Here is a 22,680-nt window from a genome sequence, read left to right as displayed (position 1 = left end):
TTTTATAATGTTAAAACAGTATATACATATAGAGGTGAAAACATATGTCAGAAATTAAAGAAGTTAGCAGATCAAAAATTGATTATAGGATTATTGAGATTGCTCAGAGTTCTCCAAGTACTGAAATAGAAGCTACAGTTATTTTAAATGTACCGCCATCAGAAGACGTATTAAATTCCTTTGAGAATTTAAAGATCGAGAAAGTTTTCAATTTTATGCAAACAATTAAAATAAGAGGAAAAGCTAAGGATGTTTTATCAATTGCTAATAAAGACTACGTAACTTATATAATGCTTGATGAAATTATAGTTAAGAACGAAGAGTGGATTTAAGGGACTGGCAGGTAAAATTAAAAGAGAGAGTTTTAGGTTCATTAAAGAAAGAATTTTTAGTTGCTTTAAATTCTCCTACAGGTAGTGGTAAAACATTATTTTCTTTAGTAGTTGGTACAGAATTAAAAGGTAAGATTCTTTACGTAGTAAGGACTCACAATGAGTACTATCCAGTATATAGGGAAAGCAAGAGATTAGGAAAAAACTTTTCCTTTATGGTGAGTAAAACTCTTGCATGTCCTTTCTCTACTGCAGACGCTAATCCTGAAGATATAAAGTGTTCTGGCTGTGACATATTTTCCAGTATTCCAGTAAGGGTAGACGATTATCCGTTTTCATTTCTTTCTAAACTAAAGAAAGAAGGAGAGGAAGAAGGTTTCTGTCCTTATTATTCTTTGTTGGATTCCTTATCTTCCTCTGAAGTAGTAGTTCTAACTTATCCTTACTTTTTCATACCTAGATTAAGGGAAGCATTAGGATTAGATCTTTCGCAATATGTAATAGTCATAGATGAGGCCCACAACTTAGATAGACTAAATGAACTCGAAGAGAGAAAATTAAATTCTATGATAATTGATAGAGCAATTTCTCAGACTTCTAATTCCGCAACAATAGATATCTTAAGAAAAATAAAAGATGAAGTTAAGAGAAAAACTCTCCAAGAGGAAAGATATATACTAATTCAACATTTTCCTAAACTCACCGATGATGAGATGGAAGTAATAAAAGAAGAGTATGAAGCTTTGAGAGAGAAAATGATTAAAGAAAAGAGAATAAGACAGATTTATTTAAATAGTATAATAAAATTTTATGAAAGCGACGGCAAAGTATTCTCTTATAAAGGGAGTCTTGTTAAAAAGCCTATTACTCCGGAAAAATACGTCTCAATACTTAATGACTCCAGCTTATCAGTGATCTTAATGTCTGGAACTTTGCAGTCTAAGGAGTTCTTACGTGAAGTTTTAGGAATAACTAAGCAGATAGATTATATAGACGCAGAAAAAGAAATGAAGAAAAAGCTAAGCGGGAGTATAGAGTGCATTTTAGCTTTAGATGTAACTTCTGCTTATAGTTTGAGAACTAAAGAAATGTGGAAGAAATATGCTTCATATATACTGAAGATATTTTATCAATCTCAAGGTTACGTGCTTGCAGTATTCTCCAGCTATATGATGATGAATGAAGTAATGAGCTTAGTTAATTTACCTAAGCTCGTGGAGAATGAAAAGACTAATCTTGAAGATGTGTACAGATTAAAGGAGAAAGCTGTTATCGCTGCAGTTGCAAGGGGAAAGCTTTCTGAAGGAATCGAACTTACCAAGGATGGCAGAAGTTTAATTTCAGATGTTGTCTTAGTAGGAATTCCTTATCCTGCAGTTGACGATTACCTTAAATTGCAGGCTGAAGAGATTTCGAAAATTACTAAGCATGATGTTAAGGATTTACTTATAAATACCACTGCAGTAATAGCAGTGAAACAAGCTATAGGCAGAGCAATTAGAAGCGTTAATGATAAAGCCAATGTTTGGCTTTTAGACAAAAGATACGATAGCATAATGTGGAAAACTAAGATTAATTGTTTTAATCCCAAAAAGATTAAGCTATAACCATGAAAGTGGAAATATTTACACACAGAAACTGTACTGAATGCAATCTACTTTTAGAATATTTAGACCAGAAAGGTCTCCTAGGAAGAGTTCAGGTAATAGATACGGAACTTTATCCTTTTTTAGCATTAGAAAGGGGAGTTATCTCTACGCCTTCGGTTTTTATAGATGGCAAACTTGTTTATGCAGGTACAGTAGATTTTCAAGAATTTGAGAGACTACTTCAAGGAGAGAAGGTAGTAAGGAAGATAAATAAGGATGAATTAGTTGATAAGCTGATGTACGGCATAGTAGATTCCTTTGCTGCTACTGCTTGGCTTTATGTGAATCTAGACTTTGACTCATTCATGGCCCAAAAGGATTTTGTCATGGCAGTTACTGGTTTAGTTCTCTCAGAGGATTCCGATGAATTGTATAATTACTTGAGAAATTTAGTGATAAAAAATGGTGCAGAATACGTAAAGAAATGGGAGGATAGAATGTTAAGGAATATTTCCTCGAATTTTGTCAGGGAAATTTATTGGCTTTATAACTCAAAGCTTTCTCTAGAGGAGATAAAGGCAAAGTATCCTATAGAAGTGTTTGCTCACTGGCTTATGGTTAGAGGAGGATCTACAGGGAGAGTAGGACTGAGGATTCATCCTTTAACGGAAAAGGATACTATGGAGAGGATTTCCAGAGCGTATATCTACATGCTAAATAATTACGACCAGCTGTGGGATAAAGTAGAGAAAGAACAGAAATCTTTGAAAAATATGGAAGTTGAAAGGAAAGCTATACTTTAGTAACATTTAAAAATTTCGAAATAAAGATAATCTAATATGCAACAGCTAGACCTTCGAAACAAATCGTGTGAAGAATTTATCGTTGAGCTATCAAAGTACTTAGTTTCAATGAAGCCTGGAGAAACAATAACACTCTTAACTGAAAAGGACAGAGTTTTATGTCTTCATCAACTTTTAAGGAATGCTCCAAGATACCTCTTCAATTATGAAGAAAAGGAAGACCATGTCGTAATAAATATAAAGAGACTAAGATAAACAAATTTTGTTTGTATCTAATTTTACATTTACATTTCTTTCCTTCAAGTATTGTATAACATAAGTACTTAATTTAGTATTAATGCCTAAATCTTCCAATTCTATACAACCTTCTTCGTTTAATTTTTCCTTAATTATATCTTCATTCTCCTTGAGAATTGTAAATAATACATATATATTGTCTTTTTCCTTAATTAACTTCTCTGCGTTAGATATTTCTGGGATTGATGTCAAAATATCAGAAAGTTTTTTGAATATAGCATCGTTTTCATTTAATTTATTAATTAATTCATGAATAAACCCCATTTCGTAACTTATATCGTTTAATTTACTTACTTCCCAAATTTTTTGTAGCTCTGTTTCTATGTAGTTAAGGTACTCCTTAATTAATATAAGAACTTGACTGGATTCTCTTTCTATAGTTTTTATGTCAGATAATAAGACTTCTCTTCCATAGTATTCATTTAGTTTTTTAACTATTTCTATTTTTTTATTTTCAAATCCATAAAATTCCAATTCAGTTAATATATCTCTATCATAACCTAGACATTGATTTGCGTATGAGAGTACATTGTTCTTTCTTAAATAATCTATAGCATTTATTACTGATGCATATTCCGTTATATAAAACCTATTTAGTTTAATTCCGGATATTTTTTCTATAGAATCTATTATAGAATTTATTTCAGATATTACTATGGATATGTTCTTGTTGATTGTAGATAAAAATTTCTGTATTTTATCTATACTATCTTCGGATAAAACAATTTTTTCCTTAGGAATATCGATTTCTTCCAAAAGTATTCCATTTTTCTTTAATTCGTTGACTACATTATTATATTCGATTACAGTATTAAAAATATACTGCGATAATTTATCTTCGATACTTTTCTTACTTGTCGCAAATTCATTATAAGCTGAATTTACGCAATCTAAGGATTTGCACTCTTCTATTTTTTTACTTATATCAAGAATTCTTTTTTCATCTTCGGCAATTACGTTACTTAGACTGTCTTCTAATTCTGCGTAGCTTCTAACTCGTCCTAGGCTTACAATACTACTTTCAATTTCTTTTTTAATTAAAGAGATCTCTTCTTCAATTTTCTCTCTCTTTTGTTTTCTTGTTTTAAATTCATAAAATCCGCTAAATATTGCATTGGCAGCAGCAGCAATTACTGTTGCATATATTAAATTTGAAGGAATGGGATGAGGTAGTAATGTTAAGTAAATTAGTGCAGATAGGCCGATAAAACCAAATATGACTCCTGTTATGCTAAATACTTGCTTTATGCTGAATAGTATGGATGAAATAATGAGACTTATTATTCCTATCGATAAATACATGATAAATGTAATATTTAATGTATTACCAAGATGGTAAAAAATCATAAAAAATAGTGGCAAAGCTGCCAAAACGTTAATTATTATATTTCGTTTTTCTGCTATTCCAGTTAATAATAGTGGGAAGCTTATAGGGAAGCTTATTGCTGCCTCTGAAGATATAAAACCTTGCATTGATCCATATTTTATCTCAATTAATATAGGCACTAAGATATTAAGAATGATCAATGAGAAAATTTCTACCATACCGGATAATTGATTTAAATTTAATTCTTTATAAGCTAAATATATCGTAAACAAGATTGTTAATGCAGGAGATATAATCTCGGGCAAAAAGAACGAGATTACTGCAACAACAGCTATTATTTCAAGGCTATAATTATGAATAAAAGATAAATTTGAAGACAATATATATATTAGAACGGAATTTAATACTACTAATATAATTTTTTCATATATATTGCAATATTTTGCATTTAATTTTATAAATGGATCTCTAACTGACATTTCTATATAATCATTATTTAGAAAGGATTAATAAACTCATTATTGAATCTAGGTAATATTTAAAGCTAAAAATTGATGTAAAATATTATTCAAAGCAGATATATGCATTTCGTGAAGTCAATTATATAATACGCTTCTAGATTCAAGTCAGAAAGAAATAAAAATAACTACTAAGTAAGTATAGTTATGAGTTCGTTAACTTATTTAAAAAAGTATGAACTACCACCTCTACCATATAATGTAGATGCATTAGAACCCTACATAAGTAAGGATATAATAGATGTGCATTATAACGGACACCATAAAGGATACGTTAATGGGGCAAACTCCTTTGTAGACAGAGTAAACAAAGTTCTAAAAGGAGAAATATCAGCAGGTCAATATGATATACAAGGTCTATTAAGAGGGTTAGTATTTAACATAAACGGGCACAAGCTACACTCATTATACTGGCAGAATATGGCTCCAGCAGGAAAAGGTGGAGGGAAACCAGGAGGAGCAATTGGAGATTTAATAGAAAAACAATACGGTAGCTTTGAGAAATTTAAGGCGTTATTCACTGAAGCAGCGAACTCATTACCAGGTACAGGATGGACAGTTCTCTATTATGAAGTTGAGAACGATAACCTGCAGATAATGACTTTCGAAAACCACTTCCAGAACCACATAGCAGAATTGCCTATCTTATTAATCTTGGACGAATTCGAGCATGCGTATTACCTGCAGTATAAGAACAAGAGAGCAGACTACGTTAATAACTGGTGGAATTTAGTTAACTGGGACTTTGCAGATAAGAAGCTTCAACAAGTTATGAAGAAGTAAAGTTTTTTTACATCTTATTTTCTAATATATTATGGTTTCTGCAATAATTTTAGCTGGAGGATATGCTACACGGCTCAGGCCATTAAGCTTGACCAAACCTAAGGCTTTGTTTCCTGTTCTAGGTAAGCCAATTTTAGACTATATCATAGAAGGATTGGAGGATGCAGGGATCCATAATATTTACATCTCTTTGAGAGTTATGGCTGATAAGATACTGTCTCACGTTGATGGTAAGAGTGTTACACCTATTATTGAGAAAGAACCTTTGGGAGATGCTGGTGCATTGAAATATGTTTCTAATCAAGTTAAGCTTGATGACGTAGTAATGGTAATATACGGTGATATTTACAGTGAAGTAGATTTTCTGGACCTGCTTAAGTTTCATGCGCAAAGTGAATGCCCAGTTACTCTTTTAGCAACTAAAGTAGATAATCCAAGAAGATATGGCGTGTTGTTAACTGAAGATAATAAATTAATCGAAATCATAGAGAAGCCTTCAAATCCAATTTCAAATTTGATAAACGGCGGAGTTTACGTGTTCAATAAAGATATATTGAATTCTGTGCAAGGTTCCTCAATAAGTAGGAACTTCTTGCCAAAAATTCTAGATAAGTACTGCATATCAGTTTATACATATGAAGGAATTTGGGCGGATATTGGTACGCCCTACGATTATATGAAGCTTAACTTTGAGCTATTAGGTAAAAGATTTCCAAGAGGGTATATTTCAAGTAATGCAAAAGTATCCGAAAGGGTAACATTAACTCCGCCTTATTTTATTTCTGACGGTGTAAATATAAGCGAAGAATCTTACATTGATTCAAATACAATAATCGGAAGAAGTTCAATAATTAAGAACGATGTTTACATTGGGGAGTCACTAATTATGGAGAATGCTTTAGTAAACAAGAACAGCTTCATAAAAGGTTCAATAATAGCGGATAAATGCAAGATTGGTAAATGGAATCACATAAGAGAAGAAACAATATTCGGAGAAGAAGTAATCACATACGATGGAATATTAATTAATAGAAAGAACATAATTTTACCCAATAAGGAAGTGACAGAATCTATATATGAGGAGGATAAGATAATATTATGATTCTAGATGAGATTATAGAGGAACTCTCCTACGATTTAAAGCAGAGGAAGATAATAAATGCGTGCGTAGGAACTTCTTATACTACAGTTATTTTAGACGATCAGAGTATGGGAATTTCCCATACTATAACTGAGGGCGAAGTAGATTATGCAGGAGAAATAATTGGTAAAAATGCTTATGACATTGCAGTTGATATAGAAAATCCTCTAAAAAGGAGCATCTCTATAGCTATATTAAATTCATTAACTATTGGAAAGTTAACAAACGGTGATCCTTTATCATTGTACTCAGGAAATAAGGTATGTGCTTTCGGGTATTATCCTTACATTTCTGCAGGTAATTTCTCCAGTGTGGTATTATACGATTTCTCTTCTGAGCCTCAAAATAGTGCGAAACCTTTCTCTCAGTTTAACGGAGAAGTTTGTGACGTTGCCGTTATTTTCGGTTCAGCCCTTGTAAATAATACTATAGATAAGATAATTAAAAATGTAAAAGCAGATCACTTAATCCTAACTGGCGTTTCCTCAGTTGAGGCAGTTTCCACGCTTAAAAAATACGGGTTTGAGGCAATAGGTAAAATAGTTCCAGTTGATCAATATAGAGCTTTCAGAACTATTTGCGAAGGTGGGAGTGCAAAACAATTATCTAAATATGTTACAAAAATGTATTTAAAAATCTAAGAATTTAATTTCATCAAGTTTTTCATAACATTTTCCATCTTTAAAGTATTTACATTGAGCTTGTTTTGAAAATTCCATCCTTAAATCTGTGTAAGGTCCTTTCTCGTTAGTTCTTATTAAATCTTGCAATTTTATTAATGCTATGGATATTCTTGCAAGTACTCTTGGGTCTGAAGAACCTGCATATGCGCAGTTTATTGCTTTTTTAGCGAAGCCTGCAGATTTTTCTTCTCCAGTTACAGCCCAGTATCTTGCAAAGAATATTCCTGCCTCCGAGTTGGCTAAAGGTTCTAAGAAGGTAATCTTAGTCAACTCGTCCTTAATTACTGTATCTCTAAATCCCTTCTCGTGATTGAGATTATTTATTATGAAATCATAAATTTTCTTAGCATAATTCAAATATTCCTCATTTAAAGTATTCTCGTACTGCGTAAGCAAAGCATTTCCTGTCATTGCTTCATCTACTAGTAATCCTTTATTTTGTTTTCTAGTACTTCTGTAAACAATACCATCTTCACCTATCAATTGTAACAGATCCTCAACTTTTCTTAAACCGTACATGACGTAAAAGGAGATTTCCGTTGCATATATAGAGTTTGTGTTTATTATTTTCTTCTTATTAAGTAGAAATTCTGAAATATCATTCAAAGGTTTTATAACTTTCTCTGCTTTACTATAGTCCTTGTTTACACTGGAAATGAAATTGTATAATTCTGTCATTCTAAAATCTGCAGGATAGGAAGCAAGTAATGCGTCCATTACGTTGTAAATTACCTCCTTTCCTGCCTCAACTGGTTCCGGCGCAAATTCTGAGAAACTTTCGCCCTTATAGCCCTTATAGTAAGCTTCTGCTATTTCCCTAAGTTTTGATTCTATTTCCTTGATATCATTTGATTCTAATATTCCTAGGATTTTCAGCTCTGGAGATAAGATTGATAGAGTTGGAATTATTCCTCTAGTTAGTCTATTTAAATATTCGGGAAATTCTAAACTGTTATTTTCCTCAATTATAAACCTTCTCGAAATAGGTAATTCCTTAATTTTCTTAAGTAGTTCTTCGCAGTCATTACAGTTGTCTGCTGTAAAGAATATTCCTAAGGGCTTATCATAAAACTTTAGATCAGATATCAGTTTTTCGGATATCATCAATACCGTAATCTTTATTTAGTATATAATTCTACTCTTTCATCATGAGCAGGGCACCTCCTACAAAGTGGACATGTGATATATGTAAAAACACAATATATTGGGACGAATTATTCACTTTTACATCAAAGAAGACGGTAGTTCACTATACTTGCTTTAGGGAAAAAGCGTTAAAGACTGCAAAAGTTGATCAAGATCAACTAAGTGCCATACTAGATTCTTTAGAAGATGAGCTAAAACTAATAGTTGTATATAAGCAAAGACTAGGAAAAATAAAGGATGAAGAAGTTAAAAAATTCATGGATCAAGCGGAGAAAGATGCAGAAAAGAATTCAGCAATGCTTACTAGGGCAGTAGAGAAATTAAGTGGAGTATTAGAATAAAAATATTAAGTACCTAGGTTTTTATTTCCCATTTTTAAGTTACTAGATAATGAAAGTTGAGCTTGTTTCTTATACCAAGGAAGGTGAAAGAGTAGTAGCTATTGCCTCTAAGATGAGTAGATCTCGAAAAGGTTGGGATTATCACGAGAAGACTATGTCTGAAGAGGAAATAGAGGTCTGGATAAAGGACGCAATAATTCACGGTTATTGGTCGCCGCTTGAGCATAGTAGTTATACTTTCTCTATAGAGGAAATTTCAAGAGTAGCTTCCCACCAGTTAGTCAGACATAGAATTGCATCATATACACAAATGAGTCATAGGTTCGCCAAACCAGTGGACGAATATTATCAACCCGTTACACCTCCTTCTGCAGAAAAGAGGAATGCAGAAACAATAAAGAAAGCTTATGATGAATCTTACAAGTATTATTATGATCTCTTACAGAATGGAGTTCCGGAGGAAGACGCCAGATATGTTTTACCTAACGGAGTAAACACTAACGTTGTAGTTACTATGAATGCTAGGGAACTGTATAACTTCTTCGCATTGAGACTCTGTTCTAGGGCCCAATGGGAGATAAGAGCAGTTGCTTGGAAAATGCTTGATGAAGTGAAGAAAGTGCACCCACGTCTATTTAAGTTTGCAGGTCCTAATTGTATTATCCATGAGAACTTCATAAGAGAAAATCCAATCTCTCTGAACGAACTTACTGAAAAGACCGAGTTCCTTTCTCAACGTTGTGTAGAAGGAGTCCCCAGGGATGGAATATTTAAATGCGTTCAAAATGCAAGAGGTATCTTAAATAAAATTAAATAGCACATTCCCTTTTTTGTATATACAATATAAATTTTATAAACATGTTTAGGTTCTGTTAAGAAAAATATTTTAACTACGTTTGTTGTTACTCATGTGTATGAGTTTAGTTCAGTCACTAGTGGCTTTTGGACTACCTTTAATACTTACGCTAGCCTTAGGCTATGGAGGATACAAGATAATTTCTCTAATGGTCCCTCATAATCCTACTCCTCTCAAGATAAGTAGGTTTGAAGCAGGAAATATACCGTACGGAGAAGGCAGACTTTGGTTTCCTTTACAGTACTACGGCTATTTATTAATGTATGTAACTATAGAACCAATATTCGTCTTACTTTTTGCAATAGCCTCTGCTCCTTTTCTAGGTAATTTTATCCTGTTCAGAAACTTGATAATAATCCTTGGCTCTTTCATAGTACTAATCTATCCGGTAATGTATTATTCAATAACTCAAATCAATATGATACAAAATTGGGAGTTGAGACAATGAGCCAGACTACAGTTCAAAGGGATATAGATAAGATAATTGCTGAGTTAAAAGCTAAAGGGATTTTAGCAAAGGCCGAGGCGGATAGCAGAGGTTCTCTAGAAACTACAAAGGATAAGATTGTAGAAGTTGCTAAAACAATGAAAGAGTTAGGTTTTGACCACGTAATAGCGGTAACAGGAATAGATTTTCCAGACCAGCATAAAATTCAAGTAATTTACCATGTATCTTCGTATTCTGTGGACGAATTACAAAAAATGATATTTGCGGTAAAGACTTATGTTGATTATAAAGATCTATCTTTACCTAGTTTAACTCAAATTTGGGGCAATGCTTGGACAGGGGAAAGGGAAACTTATGAAATGCTAGGAGTAAGATTTGAAGGCCATCCAGAGTTAGCTAGGCTATTCCTTCCTGAGGATTTTGAAGGAGTTTATCCATTGAGAAAAGACTTCAAAATAAAAATGGAGGGGTTGTTTGTTGACAAGCCTGGATAACTATGAAATGGAAGTAGAAGTAGTACCAGTTCAAGGAGAGCTTAACGTAGGTCCTCAGCATCCAGGATCAGGACATATGAGAATACTTGTGAAACTTAACGGTGATATAGTTGAGGACTGCGATCTTGATGTGGGTTACGTTCACAGAGCTGTTGAAAAATTAGGAGAAAACAGAAATTACATGCATTTGATTCCTTTAGTAGAAAGACCTGCAATATTAGATTCTATACATATGAACATGGGTTATGTGATGGCTGTAGAAAAGATAATCAACGTTGACGTCCCTGAAAGGGCATTATATTTGAGAAGCTTTGCGGCAGAAGTTAATAGGATTGCAAGTCATTTTTATGGTCTAGGAATCTTAGGAATATTTATAGGCCATTCTACAGCATTCATGTGGGGTTTCGGAGATAGAGAAGTTTGGTTACAAGTCCTTGAGGCATTAACTGGTGCAAGAGTTACGAACTCTTACATAATTCCTGGAGGCGTGAGAAGAGATTTAACTCCAAGTATAGTGGAAATGACTAAAAAAGCAATTGTGTACACTAGGAAGAAGCTGAAGGATTGGGAAAGTATTTTCTTAAAGAATCCTACAATTATGGACAGGTTACAGAACGTAGGAGTTATGAATAGAGAGCAGGCAATAGAATGGGGAGCTGTAGGTCCTAATCTAAGGGCATCTGGAGTTAATTTTGATGTGAGAAAAGCCGAACCTTATGCTGCGTATTCTAAGTTGGATTTTGAAATACCGGTGTATAAGGAAGGAGACGGTTATGCAAGAACTCTAGTTAGATTTGAGGAAATGCAGCAGAGCATGAGAATTCTGGAACAAATAATAAAGGATATCCCAGAAGGTTCTATACTTTCTGATAGATTCTTGAGGCAAATTCCTCCAATAAGAATGAAGAAGTGGGTTCAAGGACAAGGAAGAATTGTTTTACCAGGTTATTATGCCTCATTTAGGCCTCCAAGGGGAGAAGCAGCAGCCAGGGTTGAGGCTTCCAGAGGTGAGCTTTTCTATTATGTATCAAGTGATGGATCTCCTAAACCTTATAGGTTAAGGATGATAACTCCGTCTTATAGGTTAATTTATGTGTTCAAGAACTTATGTAAAGGAGCTAGGTATGCTGATGTTGTCTCAATATATGGTAGTTTAGATTATTTCCCACCGGAGGCTGATAGGTAATGATTGGAGAGAATATACTTGCTTTAATAAGATTTTATTTCTTTTATCCATCATTTTTTGTTGTAATCATATTCCCTGGTCTATTATTTACTGGAATACTTTTGCTAACTACTATATGGTTTGAGCGGAAAGCTGCCGCAAGAGTTCAGATGAGGGTAGGTCCTTATTACGCTTCTAAGAAAATAGGAGGGTATTTGCAACTAGTAGCTGACGCATTAAAATTTGTTTTCTCCGAGGTCATAATTCCTTCAGGAGTTAACGAGACGTTATTTACAATAGCTCCAGTTCTATTGCTAGCAATTTCAATAGTACCTTTTGCAGTAATTCCAGTCTCAATAATACCTAAGAGCGGATCTATATTTTCCATTTATTATCACGATTTCTATGATCCTAGCGTAGGCTACGGAGTACTTGCAGGGGTATTTACTTCGTATAATCTTTTGTTGATCTTAGCTTTGGAGGCTATTTACCCTATCTTCGTCATATTCTTAGCATGGGTTACTAATAATAGATTTGCAGTAGTAGGTGCAGTGAGAGAGACTTTCTTATCAGTAAGTTATGACGTATTAATTCTCATTGCGACATTATCCATGGCTTTAGAGTATCATACTTTAGACTTAGCAGTTATAATTCAGAAAGGAATTCCCGGAGCAGTAGTAAATCCTATAGCAGCTTTTATCTTCATAGTTGGGATGTTAATAGGCAGTTCTAGATTCCCATTTGATATAGTTGAGGCTGAGACTGAGTTAGTTATAGGTCCGTACACGGAATACTCCGGTTTCCTGTTTGTATTAACAATGGCTGGATCTTATGTTGGTAATTTCATTTATTCTCTTATATTTGCAGATTTATTCCTAGGAGGATGGTATCCGTTCAGTGGATTTCCCGGAGCAGTATTTGTAGCTTTTAAGGCCGTTCTCCTTTTATTTTTCTCAGTATTTTTGAGAGGAGTTTACGGCAGATATAGGGTAGACCAAGCCCTTAGGGGTAGTTGGAAATACTTATTTCCCTTATCCCTAATTTCATTAATTACGGGTACAGTGGTGGGTTACTTATGGCTGTGAAAGAATATAAAAAAGAAAATCCGTTTAGACTTTTTGCAGACCATCTACAATCAATAGGCACCGGAATAAAATATATGGTTAAACCTAAGACGATAACGCTGAAATATCCTGAACAATCTTTATCTCTTCCTAATGGATATCGTGGCATAATAAGGTTGTACAAGGATGTATGCATAGGTTGTACATTATGTGCTATGATTTGTCCTGCGGACGCGATGAAGATGATGACTCATGAAGGTAAGAAATTACCTACGATAAATTACGGCAGATGCGTTTTCTGTGGCTTTTGTGTGGACATTTGCCCAGTTGATGCATTAAAAGAGACAGGAGTTCATGATGTAGCTTTCTCTAATAGGAGAGATTTAATATTTGATCCCGAAAGGTTCAATAAGAACTTCGATAATCCTCCAGAAGATAAGATAGTTAAGAAAGTTAGAGCAGTTGTAGATGAAGAGAAGGGTATAAAATATGTTACAGAGTCTTAATATTTGTATAATTTTATTCCTATTTTTTTCAATAATATCTATTTCATCTGCTTTATTTATAGTTAATTCAAAGAATTTATTCTATTCCGCTATATCCTTAGCTTTTCTAGGAATAAGCATTGCAGTGCTTATTGCTTTAATTTCATTCCAGTATTCTTTATACTCCGTATTTCACCTTCTGCTATATGTAGGTGCTACAGTAGTCTTCTTATCAATATCCTTGGTAATGTTCAAGGGATTAGAAGTTAAGCAAGTAAATACGCAATGGGCTCCTATTATAGCAGGAGTTTCTGCATTGCTTATATTTATAGCAGTAGTTCTTTCATTATCTGGGATTAAATTAACTCAAGTGGGGGAAATTAATCTGCAAGCGCTCTCTACTACTATTTTGGAGAAATATTGGTTTCCTGCAATTATCTTAGTAGTTGGTTTGCTTACTACATTAATAGAAGCAATCACTCTCGCTAGGAGGGATTGAAATGATTTTGGGAGAATTTGGAGTGTCTCTGTCTATAACTCTAATAGGAATAGGAATTTATGGGCTAATAAATAGTAGGAATATAATTAGAATTCTTTTATCTTCGGAGGTAATTTTGAATTCTACAATTCTCTTTGTTTTTTCAGTTTCAAGTCTATTAGGTAAAGTTTATGATCCTATAATTTTTTCGATTTTTGCAATAAGTATGGCTCTAATAGAAGTAGTAGTAGCTTTTGCCTCGATAATTCTATATTATAGAAATAAAGGATCTCTTGAGGTGGATTGAAAATGATATCCTTATTTATCCTAATTATATCTCTCGCTCTCTCTTCCTTAATATTTTTTATTAAAGAGAAAAAATACGCCTTTACACTCTCAGTAATAGCAATACTCATAAATTCCTTCTTCTTATTTAAGAGAGGTCTCTATTACAACTTTTTCGTAGGCACGGACATAGGATATTTCGGCCTTACTGTTAATGATCTTAACTACTCCTTCCTTGTAGTAATTTTAGTTGTTACCGCAGTTACTACAGTATACTCATTAAGATATATGGAGGAGAAAGTTGGTGAAGGCAGTTGGGGTCTATATTTCGGTCTTTATTCATTATTTGCAGTATCAATGCTTTATGTAACTATTTCAACAAATCTTCTGGAAGTTTACGTATTCCTAGAGATTTCCTTAATAACCTCTTTTCTCTTAATACTGCTCTACGGTTACGGGGATAGGAGAAGAATAAGCTTAATGTACTTTATTTGGACTCATATAGGCACAATATTATTGCTAGCATCTATAATAATAATAGGGTTAGAATTCCATACTATGAATATTTACTATTCTTACGGAGAAACAAATGTATTTTCCTCAATATCTTTTGCAGAATTGGTCTTCCTCCTGGGAGTCATAGGAATGTTAGTCAAGTCAGCACAAGCGGGATTGAATATTTGGTTACCATATGCTCACGGTGAGGCACCCACACCTATCTCAGTACTGCTAAGCCCAAATTTAGTAGGATTAGGAGTATATGTAATAATCTTTTACTTCTACTTGTTCCCAGCATTTTCTTACTTAGCTCCAATATTCATAGGTTGGGCAGTAATTACAATGATTTACGGAGGAATTAATGCCTTAGCTCAGAAGGACTTTAAGAGGTTTTTAGCTTACTCTACTGTTTCCCAAATGGGTTACATGTTGTTAGGCTCCTCTACTGCCTATATGCTTGGCTTAGGGCAAAACGTTAATCAATTACCTCTAGGGATATTATCTGCGGTACTTATTTATGCCTCTCACGGATTTGGGAAAGCTATATTATTCATGAGTGCTGGAGCGTCAATTACTGAGTTTAAGACGAGGAATATAGAAGAACTTGGGGGGCTTTATCTTTCTTCTCCGCTTCACAGTACTTTATCCTTCTTCGGGCTTTTGAATATTTTAGGGCTTCCTCCTACTGTAGGATTCTTAAGTGAGGTATTATTATTGCTTGCAATAGGACAATTAGTTCACGTAGCTTCATTACCACTGTTCATATTATTAGTTCTTGGAATAACTGCAGGAATAGGAATATCGAGCGGATATTCTGCATATTTATTTAGGAAAGTTTACGGCGGAAGAAAAGAAAGTAAAGGTATTGATAAAGTTATAGAATATTCGATTCCTATGCTCTTGTTAGCTATAGGCAGTGCAATATTCTTCTTCTATCCGTCATTCCTTTCAATATCTATTAATAATTTCATACAAGTTCTACCTTCCTCATCTCATCTTTGTTTATTCTTGATAGTGATTCTTCCTGCTTTAGGTTCCTTAATCTCGCTGATATCTGGAAAGCTTAACCAGGACGTTAAGGGTGCAATAGTTTCTGGACTAGTAGGCCTTTCAATGGTTCTTGCGATTTATAACTTGATAAATGCAGTAACTACTCCTCATCCTAACTTCTTTGTTCCTGCATACACTTTTACTGCGTTTGCTTATTTCCAATTTAGCTCATCATTACTTCAAGCTATTTTAGCAGTTTTCGTATCTTCCTTATCGTTCTTCATAGCAATTTATAGCATTGGCTACATGAAGGAAGATAGCATGTTAAGGAGGTACTGGGGTTTCTTCGGATTCTTCATTTCTTCAATGCTTTCTGTAGTTTTAGGTGACAACATTTTAGTATTCTTAGCTGGTTGGGAAGGAACAAGTCTAGCTTCTTACGGATTAATAAGCTATTGGTTAGATGATAATGAGAAGAACGTAGTCGGTGACTTCAAGAGATTTGTCCTAGGTATAGAGTATTTATCTAAGCCTACTACTAGCGGAATAAGAGCTTTAGTTTTTACAAGAGTAGGAGACGTAGGAATGATAATAGTGCTAGGCTATTTACTCTTCTTAACTACTCACTCCACATTAAGCGGAATTACAGTAATATATCCTGTGTTACACACATCAATTCAAGGTTTATTCTCAGAACTTCCTTCCTTACTTCCTTATTCAGTAATTTTATTAATTTTCCTTTATTTAGGCGGATTATCAAAAAGTGCTCAATTTCCCTTCACTCAATGGCTAGTTACCGCAATGACTGGTCCCACTCCAGTTAGTGCTTTAATACATGCAGCAACTATGGTAAACCTGGGCGCAATATTTACTTTCCTAACTTATCCATTCCTAATTCAAGGTTATTCTCCTTCATTACAAATGTTCTTGGAGATAGCAGTTGGAATAAGCATGTTTACTGCAATTTATACTTCGCTTAATGCTTTAGTTTCAAACGAGCAAAAGGTCATACTAGCTAATTCTACTGCAGACCAAATTAGTTTAATGATATTCTCGTCCTCTTTAGGCGGGTTATTAGCTATTCAGCTCAATAATTTTGATTTAGTTTATGCCGGGATAGCTATAGGCTTGATACAGATGATAGCACATGGAATATATAAGGCTTCGTTATTCATGAACGCAGGATCTGCAATACATTATACTGAAAGTAGGTATGTAGGAGAGTATCCAAATCTCTATAAGAAACTTAAGTTGTTATTTGTTCTGCAGTTATTTGCAGCATTGAATCTAGCTAATATACCGCTATTCATAGGATTCTGGGCTCACTCTTTTATCTCATATTTAACGTCCTATAACTCTTATCTCGATATGACCTATCTTGTATTAGAATTTGCTGGCTCTGTTTACATTATAAGGTACGTAGCAAGGCTATTCATGTATGGTAGTGGAGAAAAAGAAGCTGAAGGACATATATCTCCCATAATGTATGTATCTCCTGCAATTCTAATCATTTCATCAATAATACTTGCAGTAGACATATATCCGTTAGTTTCATTTATAGAGAAGGGCTTCTCAGTTACTCCAAGTGTCTTCGTTTATAATAACCTCGATTTAATAGTTTCTTTAGTAGGAATAGCTCTTGCATTTATAATTTATAGTGGAAGGATGTTTAATAACAGGTTATTATCTCCGATCATAAACTTCTTCTATTATGGATGGTATGTTTATCCCATCTTTGATATTGCTGGAATTACATCTTTGAAGGTAAGTAATGCTATATTTAACTATTTGGAAACTAAAGGAATAGATAGCTCTCTTAATTATAGACTACCTAATGGAATAATTTATTATGGAGGTAAATTATTTAATAGGCTACAAAATGGGCTTTTAAGGGATTATTTAGGATATTATGTGGGTGGGATTATATTATTAACACTTATAGTAATTATTTTATTATTAGGTGATTAGAAAATGTTAATAAATGATTTACCCATAATTATTGTATCCGCATTATTTCTTTTTTCATCAATATCAGTCCTATTTATAAAAGAATATAGTAAGGCATTTTATTTATCATTAAGTGCAAATGTTATAGGAATAATAGTTCTTGCAGCATTTTGGGTAAAAGGTTTTGTAGGTTATACAATATTTTCCTGTACGTTATACATTGATAATATTGGTTACTTGTTTTCCATGATAGTCTTAATAGGTACTATAGTGGTTATTATTGGAGGTAAATCTCATGTAGAGAATTGGACTACTAGATCTTCCATGTTATCATTGCTTTTACTTACTGGTCTAGGGCTAATCTACATGGCTTTTGCTTACAATATTTTAATTATACTCGGAGCATGGGGAATTTCTTCCGCAGCATCTTATGCAATAACAATGCTAAGGAAGGATTACAAGTCAGTTGATGCAGGGATTAAGTACTTGGTAATGGGTTTAATATCTTCATCTTTCATGATATTAGGCTTTGCATTATACTTCCTTTCAGTAAATACTTTCTCACTTAATTATGAAACAATAGAATATCCTTACCTTTTCATGTTGGGTTTAGCAATGCTTTCAGTTGCTTTCTTCTTCAAATTAGGTGCTTTTCCGTTCCAAGGCTGGTTACCTGATGTTTATATAAACGCAGATAGGATTTCAGTATCATTCATATCTAGCGTAGGAAAGCTTTTGGGAATCGTACCACTTTTGAGAATTATATCTCTAGGAGATCCTACTCAGAATATCCTGAATTTCTTCGTAGTTTTATTCTCTATAATGTCTGTACTCAGCATGATTGTAGGTAATATCATAGCTTTCTCAAGGAAAGATTTGCCTTCTATATTGGCCTTCAGCAGTATAACTCAGATGGGTTTTATATTAATAGGATTTGTAGCGCTTAAGATAAATGTTCAAATAGCTGAGGCAGGACTGGTAACACAAAGTTTGGCTTATGTTATAGCTCAAGCTGGGCTGTTTAATTTTGTAAATTATATAGAGAAAGTGTCTGGGACGGCAAGATTTGAGGGATTAAGAGGATTAGCAAAGTATGACAAAGGACTGGCTACTTCAGCTTCAATTTTAGTTTTAAGCTTATTAGGAATTCCTCCAATTTTAGGCTTCTGGGGTAAGCTATTTCTATTTGAATCAGTTTACTTGTATCCTTGGTTAATAATCATCGCAGTGTTAAGTAGTGCGATTTCTGCAGGGTATTACATCCCAATAATTAGAGAAATGTTTAGGGAAGGCGAGATGAACTTTATAGAGACTGAAGAGAGAGACAGTGTTATATTCTCTGCAATATTAAGCATAGGTATCGGTATAATATCTCCTCTAATCTTGGTGGTAGTATGATAAGAGTTGGACTTATAGGAGTAGGTAATGTAGCATCTGCTTTACTTCAATCAATAGAAATGGTTAAGCAAGGTATTGAAATTCCTGGAATTCTAAATTTGCCTATAAAAGCAGATGAAATCGAAATAGTTACTGCTTTTGATGTTGATAAGAGAAAAGTAGGTAAAAAATTATCTGAAGCAATTTTTTCAAAGCCTAATGTAGTGCAAAAATACGTAGAAGTAAAGAGCGATGTGGAAGTTCTAAGAGGTCCTACGTTAGATGGCGTTGATGAACAATTATCTAAACTTATTGAAGAATCTGAGGAAAAGCCAGTTAGCGTAAGGGATGTACTGAGAGAGAATAACGTAGATGTAACGCTTAATTTATTACCGGCAGGCGCAGATAGTGCGAGCAAATTTTATGCTGAAGAAAGCCTTTCTGCAGATTCCTCATTTATTAACGCTACTCCCTCAAACGTTACAGAAGTAGTAGGGGAAAAGTATAAGGAAGCTAAAATACCTATCTTTGGGGACGACTTACTAAGCCAAATAGGAGGTACAATTTTTCATTCAGGCATAATAGAATTTTTGCAGAAGAGAGGAGTTAAAATTTTGAGGTCTTATCAGATCGATATAGCCGGAAACACTGAAACTTTCGCAACTTTGGAAGACTGGAAGAAGGATCTTAAAAAGAAGATAAAATCGTCCTTCATCTCTCAAAGGTCTGATAACGCCGAAGTAGTAGCTGGTACTTCTGATTATGTCGAATTCCTCGGAGATAGGAGAGTGAGCTATATGGTAATAGAAGGAGAATATGCTATGGGAACAAGAGTTAGGATTGATATTTCACTAAAAACTTATGACGCACCTAACGCAGTTCAACCTCTCCTAGATTTAATAAGGCTGGCAAAAATCCTTAAGGATAATAATGTAGGCGGTGCAGTTCCGGAGATTTGTGGTTATTATTTTAAGAACTCCCCAGTTAGGTATAGGTCTGTGGATGAAGCTAGAGCTAACCTTGATACTTTATTGAAGAAAATAGTAAAATAAATCAGTCCTCACACGGTGGCATCACTGATCAGGCCGGGGTTCAGTCATCACTGAAGTATCCTAGTTTTGAAGGTAATTATTTCTTTTGTTTAAGGCTAAGAATAAGCATGAATAAAAAAGTATTATCAAATAAAAAATATTATTTTTTATTACTTATTTTACATTAATAATGGTAGAGTTAATACCCAAGGAACTGGCCTTACGAATGTTAAGTTAATTACTATTCCATGTCCTATCAGTATTGGGTCGTGCAGTACATAACCATACGTTCCAGACTTTGTTAATCCCCAGGTCCACATGTTTGCTCCGCAGGACGGCGTCATAATTACTGTTATGAATGGTTTGGATGCCACATAGTGGAATGATACACAGTTGTTAATCGCGTAAGCAAATACTAGGAAAGGTACTTGTCCAGACTTTGGTGCAGTAACGTTCTGTGGTGCATAGAACACTATTGAGAAGTTAAACGTTGTCAAGTTTCCCGACGGTGCAGTTATTGTAGTTCCAGGCTGTACAACTACTAATATATTTCCTGCAGTTACTACTCCACCAGTTTCTCCATTTACCTCATAAGTATAGTCAGCAATTGGAGACAGTCCTAATACTTCCTTAGGTGTAATGCTTACTGGAGTTGGAGGCATTCCTACTGGTTTACAAGAGCTTTCGAATATCCATAATACGGGCTTGAAGAACTGATTGTTTACTATAACTCCGTTACCATATATCCAGTGATCTGCAAATTTGTAGCTTCCGCCCATATATGCAGTCCCGTTGAATGTTCCTCCAAACCATGTCCATGATGTCCAAGTGTCTGGTGCATATACTATCGTTATTGCTGCATCTGGCGATCCGCTTGCATTAACTAATGAATATTCAGGAGATATTTGTCCATTTATGGCAAATGCAAATGCGTATGTTGGTGTTAAGTTAAAGAAGTCTTGTGCTGGTGGCATTACTGCTTGTAAGCTGAAGGTTACTAGCGAGAAGTTGTATACGCTTACTATGCTTTTGTTAGGTAACATCGCGTAAGTGCCAGGCTTTATCACTGTGACTATGTTTCCTTCTTGTAGTATAGCTCCTTGAGAGGCATTAACTGTCACGGTGTCTTCTCCAATTACTTTGAATATAGGCATATTCAAGTTGTAGTAGAGTGTGTCCTGCAGTATTGGGATCATTGTTGCGTTGAATATCTGTTTTTCTATCTGCCATGATGCAGTAGTAGAATTGTACTGTAGGTATGTAACCAGATCTACGTGAATGTCATAAATGTTCGGGAAGCCCGGTTCTCCTTGGTTAACGAAGCCTATGAATGGTGTTACGTTTGCTACAACCATCGCCATTGTCCCTGATGGAGATAATTCCACGCTTACACTAGGAGGTACCGCAGTTCCGTTAGGTAGCAAGTTTTGTGAGTATTCTGCAACGAATATGAAGTAATTATCCCATGTAGAGAAGAAGCTTTCAATATTTGATATTCCAGAATAATTACCTGGCTTAAATACTGAAGGTAATTGTCCAGTAACTTCTAAGACTGCATTAGGAGCAAAATTCTGTGCTATTGTTGGTGAACTGAATTCTCCTCCTAATCCGTTTATCTCTGATAGCACTTCGCTTAATGCTACATTAGATTGTAATATATGTTGAGAAGGATATCCAGAGATAACTGTAGAAGGTGGTACTTCGTTACCAGACCAAGTTAATGACGTTATCTCCATTTTTCCGTTAATCTCTTGAACTATGATAGTATTTGACGCATTAAATACTTGTAAATATATAGGATCATTGCTTGGTGCTACGAAGAACTGTACTACGTCAGTTACTTCGTAAGTGTTTGGCGAAAGCTGTGTTATTGTTGGTAGTGCCGTAGTGTAGAAATATACAGTCTCGTAGTTAGAGAAGAAGTCTGATAGCCAAGTATTGTTGAAAGATTCTAAATTATAAGTTCCAGAGAACGGAACTCCTTTTATTGTTGCAGTGAAATTTGATGCTAAGTAAGGCAATACGTCGCTTGGACTCTCTATTGAAATTCCATCGTAGAATTCTAATGCTGTGTCCAGTGCTGCTCCTTCCGTATTTTGCTTATATAGACTCTTATACATCATGTAAAGATCTGAGTAGTTCTCAGCTTCTTTCATGTACATGCTTTCGTTTTGTTTTGCTTTTTGTAGCTGTGCAGACAATGAGGAGTTAAGAGTGCTGTAAGAACTGCTGAGCGAAGAGTATGATGAAGATAGCGAAGAATAGTTTCCTGCTTCTAAGGAATATTCATAGAAACCTATTGCGGCTACTATTAATAGTATTATTATTACTCCTATTAATCCAACTAGTTTTGTGTCCATTTTTCTTCAGCAGAAGAACGTTGTAAGTATTAAAAAGGATTTACCCAAATTTGCACTTGAGATAAATAAAAAGGAAAAAAGATTATTTAATGATTATAAGTGTTTAATGATTGCACTTTAACTATAATTACGTACTCGTTTATGAATTGAAAGCATTAGCGGACCCGCCGGGATTCGAACCCGGGTTCACAGGCTCCGAAGGCCTGCGCTTTATCCTGGCTAAGCTACGGGTCCTTGAATTA

The 22,680-nt window shown here is 34.4% G+C and carries 22 protein-coding genes and 1 tRNA gene; 19 read left to right on the top strand and 4 right to left on the bottom strand.

All coding sequences use genetic code 11. The annotated features are described in order from the left end of the window. Nucleotides 1-44 precede the first annotated feature (44 nt). The 4 genes from HS5_RS13090 to HS5_RS13075 are packed head-to-tail and all read left to right on the top strand — an operon-like array spanning nt 45 to nt 2,979. Nucleotides 45-332 carry a hypothetical protein gene (locus HS5_RS13090; protein WP_236751809.1) on the top strand — a complete coding sequence of 96 codons (288 nt, stop codon included), beginning with the start codon at nt 45-47 and terminating at the stop codon, nt 330-332. Next, nucleotides 323-1,939: an ATP-dependent DNA helicase gene (locus HS5_RS13085; RefSeq protein WP_236751808.1), complete on the top strand. Its 1,617-nt coding sequence runs from the start codon at nt 323-325 to the stop codon at nt 1,937-1,939. The genes HS5_RS13090 and HS5_RS13085 overlap by 10 nt, the downstream gene beginning before the upstream one ends. Before the next feature lie 2 nt (nt 1,940-1,941). Then, entirely contained in the window at nt 1,942-2,724 is a 783-nt protein-coding gene (locus HS5_RS13080; RefSeq protein ID WP_236751807.1) for a thioredoxin family protein, read from the top strand. 36 nt (nt 2,725-2,760) lie between these two features. Beyond that, the gene (locus tag HS5_RS13075; protein ID WP_236751806.1) at nt 2,761-2,979 is read left to right on the top strand and encodes a sulfurtransferase TusA family protein; all 219 of its coding nucleotides are present in this window, start codon (nt 2,761-2,763) and stop codon (nt 2,977-2,979) included. Here the strand turns inward: HS5_RS13075 and HS5_RS13070 are convergent. Then, nucleotides 2,971-4,827: a hypothetical protein gene (locus HS5_RS13070; protein ID WP_236751805.1), complete on the bottom strand. Its 1,857-nt coding sequence runs from the start codon at nt 4,825-4,827 to the stop codon at nt 2,971-2,973. The genes HS5_RS13075 and HS5_RS13070 overlap by 9 nt on opposite strands. Nucleotides 4,828-5,013: 186 nt before the next feature. On the opposite strand from HS5_RS13070, the gene HS5_RS13065 reads away from it, so the two are divergent. From HS5_RS13065 to HS5_RS13055, 3 genes are read left to right on the top strand one after another with little or no spacing between them, the layout of a single operon-like run. After that, entirely contained in the window at nt 5,014-5,649 is a 636-nt protein-coding gene (locus tag HS5_RS13065; protein ID WP_236751804.1) for a superoxide dismutase, read from the top strand. Between the two features lie 31 nt (nt 5,650-5,680). Next, nucleotides 5,681-6,751 carry an NDP-sugar synthase gene (locus HS5_RS13060; protein ID WP_236751803.1) on the top strand — a complete coding sequence of 357 codons (1,071 nt, stop codon included), beginning with the start codon at nt 5,681-5,683 and terminating at the stop codon, nt 6,749-6,751. Beyond that, the gene (locus HS5_RS13055; RefSeq protein ID WP_236751802.1) at nt 6,748-7,431 is read left to right on the top strand and encodes a DUF364 domain-containing protein; all 684 of its coding nucleotides are present in this window, start codon (nt 6,748-6,750) and stop codon (nt 7,429-7,431) included. Before HS5_RS13060 ends, HS5_RS13055 begins: the two co-directional genes overlap by 4 nt. On the opposite strand, the gene HS5_RS13050 is transcribed toward HS5_RS13055, so the two are convergent. After that, entirely contained in the window at nt 7,420-8,577 is a 1,158-nt protein-coding gene (locus tag HS5_RS13050) for a hypothetical protein (protein WP_236751801.1), read from the bottom strand. The two genes, HS5_RS13055 and HS5_RS13050, sit on opposite strands and share 12 nt — an antisense overlap. A 44-nt stretch (nt 8,578-8,621) precedes the next feature. Between HS5_RS13050 and HS5_RS13045 the strand changes: the two genes are divergently transcribed. The 12 genes from HS5_RS13045 (at nt 8,622) to HS5_RS12990 (ending at nt 20,099) form a co-directional block, all read left to right on the top strand. Further along, nucleotides 8,622-8,960, top strand: coding sequence for a DUF2175 domain-containing protein (locus HS5_RS13045; protein WP_236751800.1), 339 nt, complete (start codon nt 8,622-8,624; stop codon nt 8,958-8,960). 49 nt (nt 8,961-9,009) lie between these two features. Then, nucleotides 9,010-9,777, top strand: coding sequence for an FAD-dependent thymidylate synthase (thyX, locus tag HS5_RS13040; protein ID WP_236751799.1), 768 nt, complete (start codon nt 9,010-9,012; stop codon nt 9,775-9,777). A 97-nt stretch (nt 9,778-9,874) separates the two neighbouring features. Beyond that, nucleotides 9,875-10,264 (top strand): NADH-quinone oxidoreductase subunit A, encoded by a 390-nt coding sequence (gene ndhC, locus HS5_RS13035; protein WP_236751798.1) that lies wholly within the window; start codon nt 9,875-9,877, stop codon nt 10,262-10,264. Then, nucleotides 10,261-10,758, top strand: a complete 498-nt coding sequence (locus HS5_RS13030; RefSeq protein ID WP_236751797.1) for an NADH-quinone oxidoreductase subunit C — start codon at nt 10,261-10,263, stop codon at nt 10,756-10,758. The genes ndhC and HS5_RS13030 overlap by 4 nt, the downstream gene beginning before the upstream one ends. A gap of 7 nt (nt 10,759-10,765) precedes the next feature. Then, nucleotides 10,766-11,944: an NADH-quinone oxidoreductase subunit D gene (locus HS5_RS13025; RefSeq protein ID WP_236753590.1), complete on the top strand. Its 1,179-nt coding sequence runs from the start codon at nt 10,766-10,768 to the stop codon at nt 11,942-11,944. After that, nucleotides 11,944-13,008, top strand: coding sequence for an NADH-quinone oxidoreductase subunit NuoH (gene nuoH / locus HS5_RS13020; protein ID WP_236751796.1), 1,065 nt, complete (start codon nt 11,944-11,946; stop codon nt 13,006-13,008). Before HS5_RS13025 ends, nuoH begins: the two co-directional genes overlap by 1 nt. Beyond that, entirely contained in the window at nt 12,999-13,493 is a 495-nt protein-coding gene (gene nuoI / locus HS5_RS13015) for an NADH-quinone oxidoreductase subunit NuoI (protein ID WP_236751795.1), read from the top strand. The genes nuoH and nuoI overlap by 10 nt, the downstream gene beginning before the upstream one ends. After that, on the top strand, nt 13,477-13,971 hold the full coding sequence (locus HS5_RS13010; RefSeq protein ID WP_236751794.1) for an NADH-quinone oxidoreductase subunit J: 495 nt from the start codon (nt 13,477-13,479) through the stop codon (nt 13,969-13,971). Before nuoI ends, HS5_RS13010 begins: the two co-directional genes overlap by 17 nt. Nucleotide 13,972: 1 nt before the next feature. Then, nucleotides 13,973-14,257 carry an NADH-quinone oxidoreductase subunit NuoK gene (gene nuoK / locus HS5_RS13005; RefSeq protein WP_236751793.1) on the top strand — a complete coding sequence of 95 codons (285 nt, stop codon included), beginning with the start codon at nt 13,973-13,975 and terminating at the stop codon, nt 14,255-14,257. Nucleotides 14,258-14,259: 2 nt separating this feature from the next. Continuing rightward, nucleotides 14,260-17,691, top strand: coding sequence for a proton-conducting transporter membrane subunit (locus tag HS5_RS13000; RefSeq protein WP_236751792.1), 3,432 nt, complete (start codon nt 14,260-14,262; stop codon nt 17,689-17,691). A gap of 3 nt (nt 17,692-17,694) precedes the next feature. Next, entirely contained in the window at nt 17,695-19,068 is a 1,374-nt protein-coding gene (nuoN, locus tag HS5_RS12995) for an NADH-quinone oxidoreductase subunit NuoN (RefSeq protein ID WP_236751791.1), read from the top strand. Further along, nucleotides 19,065-20,099: an L-myo-inositol-1-phosphate synthase gene (locus HS5_RS12990; protein ID WP_236751790.1), complete on the top strand. Its 1,035-nt coding sequence runs from the start codon at nt 19,065-19,067 to the stop codon at nt 20,097-20,099. The genes nuoN and HS5_RS12990 overlap by 4 nt, the downstream gene beginning before the upstream one ends. A 158-nt stretch (nt 20,100-20,257) precedes the next feature. On the opposite strand, the gene HS5_RS12985 is transcribed toward HS5_RS12990, so the two are convergent. Together HS5_RS12985 and HS5_RS12980 are read right to left on the bottom strand one after the other, a co-directional pair. Then, nucleotides 20,258-22,438 carry a hypothetical protein gene (locus HS5_RS12985; protein ID WP_236751789.1) on the bottom strand — a complete coding sequence of 727 codons (2,181 nt, stop codon included), beginning with the start codon at nt 22,436-22,438 and terminating at the stop codon, nt 20,258-20,260. A 159-nt stretch (nt 22,439-22,597) separates the two neighbouring features. Continuing rightward, nucleotides 22,598-22,672, bottom strand: a tRNA-Arg gene (locus HS5_RS12980). Nucleotides 22,673-22,680 lie beyond the last annotated feature (8 nt).

Source organism: Acidianus sp. HS-5, from assembly GCF_021655615.1.
In the GTDB taxonomy this organism is placed as follows: domain Archaea; phylum Thermoproteota; class Thermoprotei_A; order Sulfolobales; family Sulfolobaceae; genus Acidianus.
The sequence above is the reverse complement of the archived record's forward strand: the minus strand, read 5'-3'. Positions and strand labels throughout refer to the sequence as shown.

Coding starts and splice junctions, on each gene's coding strand:
- HS5_RS13090 (WP_236751809.1), top strand. CDS start 45: ATGTCAGAAATTAAAGAAGTTAGCAGATCAAAAATTGATTATAGGATT.
- HS5_RS13080 (WP_236751807.1), top strand. CDS start 1,942: ATGAAAGTGGAAATATTTACACACAGAAACTGTACTGAATGCAATCTA.
- HS5_RS13075 (WP_236751806.1), top strand. CDS start 2,761: ATGCAACAGCTAGACCTTCGAAACAAATCGTGTGAAGAATTTATCGTT.
- HS5_RS13070 (WP_236751805.1), bottom strand. CDS start 4,827: ATGTCAGTTAGAGATCCATTTATAAAATTAAATGCAAAATATTGCAAT.
- HS5_RS13065 (WP_236751804.1), top strand. CDS start 5,014: ATGAGTTCGTTAACTTATTTAAAAAAGTATGAACTACCACCTCTACCA.
- HS5_RS13060 (WP_236751803.1), top strand. CDS start 5,681: ATGGTTTCTGCAATAATTTTAGCTGGAGGATATGCTACACGGCTCAGG.
- HS5_RS13055 (WP_236751802.1), top strand. CDS start 6,748: ATGATTCTAGATGAGATTATAGAGGAACTCTCCTACGATTTAAAGCAG.
- HS5_RS13050 (WP_236751801.1), bottom strand. CDS start 8,577: ATGATATCCGAAAAACTGATATCTGATCTAAAGTTTTATGATAAGCCC.
- HS5_RS13045 (WP_236751800.1), top strand. CDS start 8,622: ATGAGCAGGGCACCTCCTACAAAGTGGACATGTGATATATGTAAAAAC.
- thyX (WP_236751799.1), top strand. CDS start 9,010: ATGAAAGTTGAGCTTGTTTCTTATACCAAGGAAGGTGAAAGAGTAGTA.
- ndhC (WP_236751798.1), top strand. CDS start 9,875: ATGAGTTTAGTTCAGTCACTAGTGGCTTTTGGACTACCTTTAATACTT.
- HS5_RS13030 (WP_236751797.1), top strand. CDS start 10,261: ATGAGCCAGACTACAGTTCAAAGGGATATAGATAAGATAATTGCTGAG.
- HS5_RS13025 (WP_236753590.1), top strand. CDS start 10,766: ATGGAAGTAGAAGTAGTACCAGTTCAAGGAGAGCTTAACGTAGGTCCT.
- nuoH (WP_236751796.1), top strand. CDS start 11,944: ATGATTGGAGAGAATATACTTGCTTTAATAAGATTTTATTTCTTTTAT.
- nuoI (WP_236751795.1), top strand. CDS start 12,999: ATGGCTGTGAAAGAATATAAAAAAGAAAATCCGTTTAGACTTTTTGCA.
- HS5_RS13010 (WP_236751794.1), top strand. CDS start 13,477: ATGTTACAGAGTCTTAATATTTGTATAATTTTATTCCTATTTTTTTCA.
- nuoK (WP_236751793.1), top strand. CDS start 13,973: ATGATTTTGGGAGAATTTGGAGTGTCTCTGTCTATAACTCTAATAGGA.
- HS5_RS13000 (WP_236751792.1), top strand. CDS start 14,260: ATGATATCCTTATTTATCCTAATTATATCTCTCGCTCTCTCTTCCTTA.
- nuoN (WP_236751791.1), top strand. CDS start 17,695: ATGTTAATAAATGATTTACCCATAATTATTGTATCCGCATTATTTCTT.
- HS5_RS12990 (WP_236751790.1), top strand. CDS start 19,065: ATGATAAGAGTTGGACTTATAGGAGTAGGTAATGTAGCATCTGCTTTA.
- HS5_RS12985 (WP_236751789.1), bottom strand. CDS start 22,438: ATGGACACAAAACTAGTTGGATTAATAGGAGTAATAATAATACTATTA.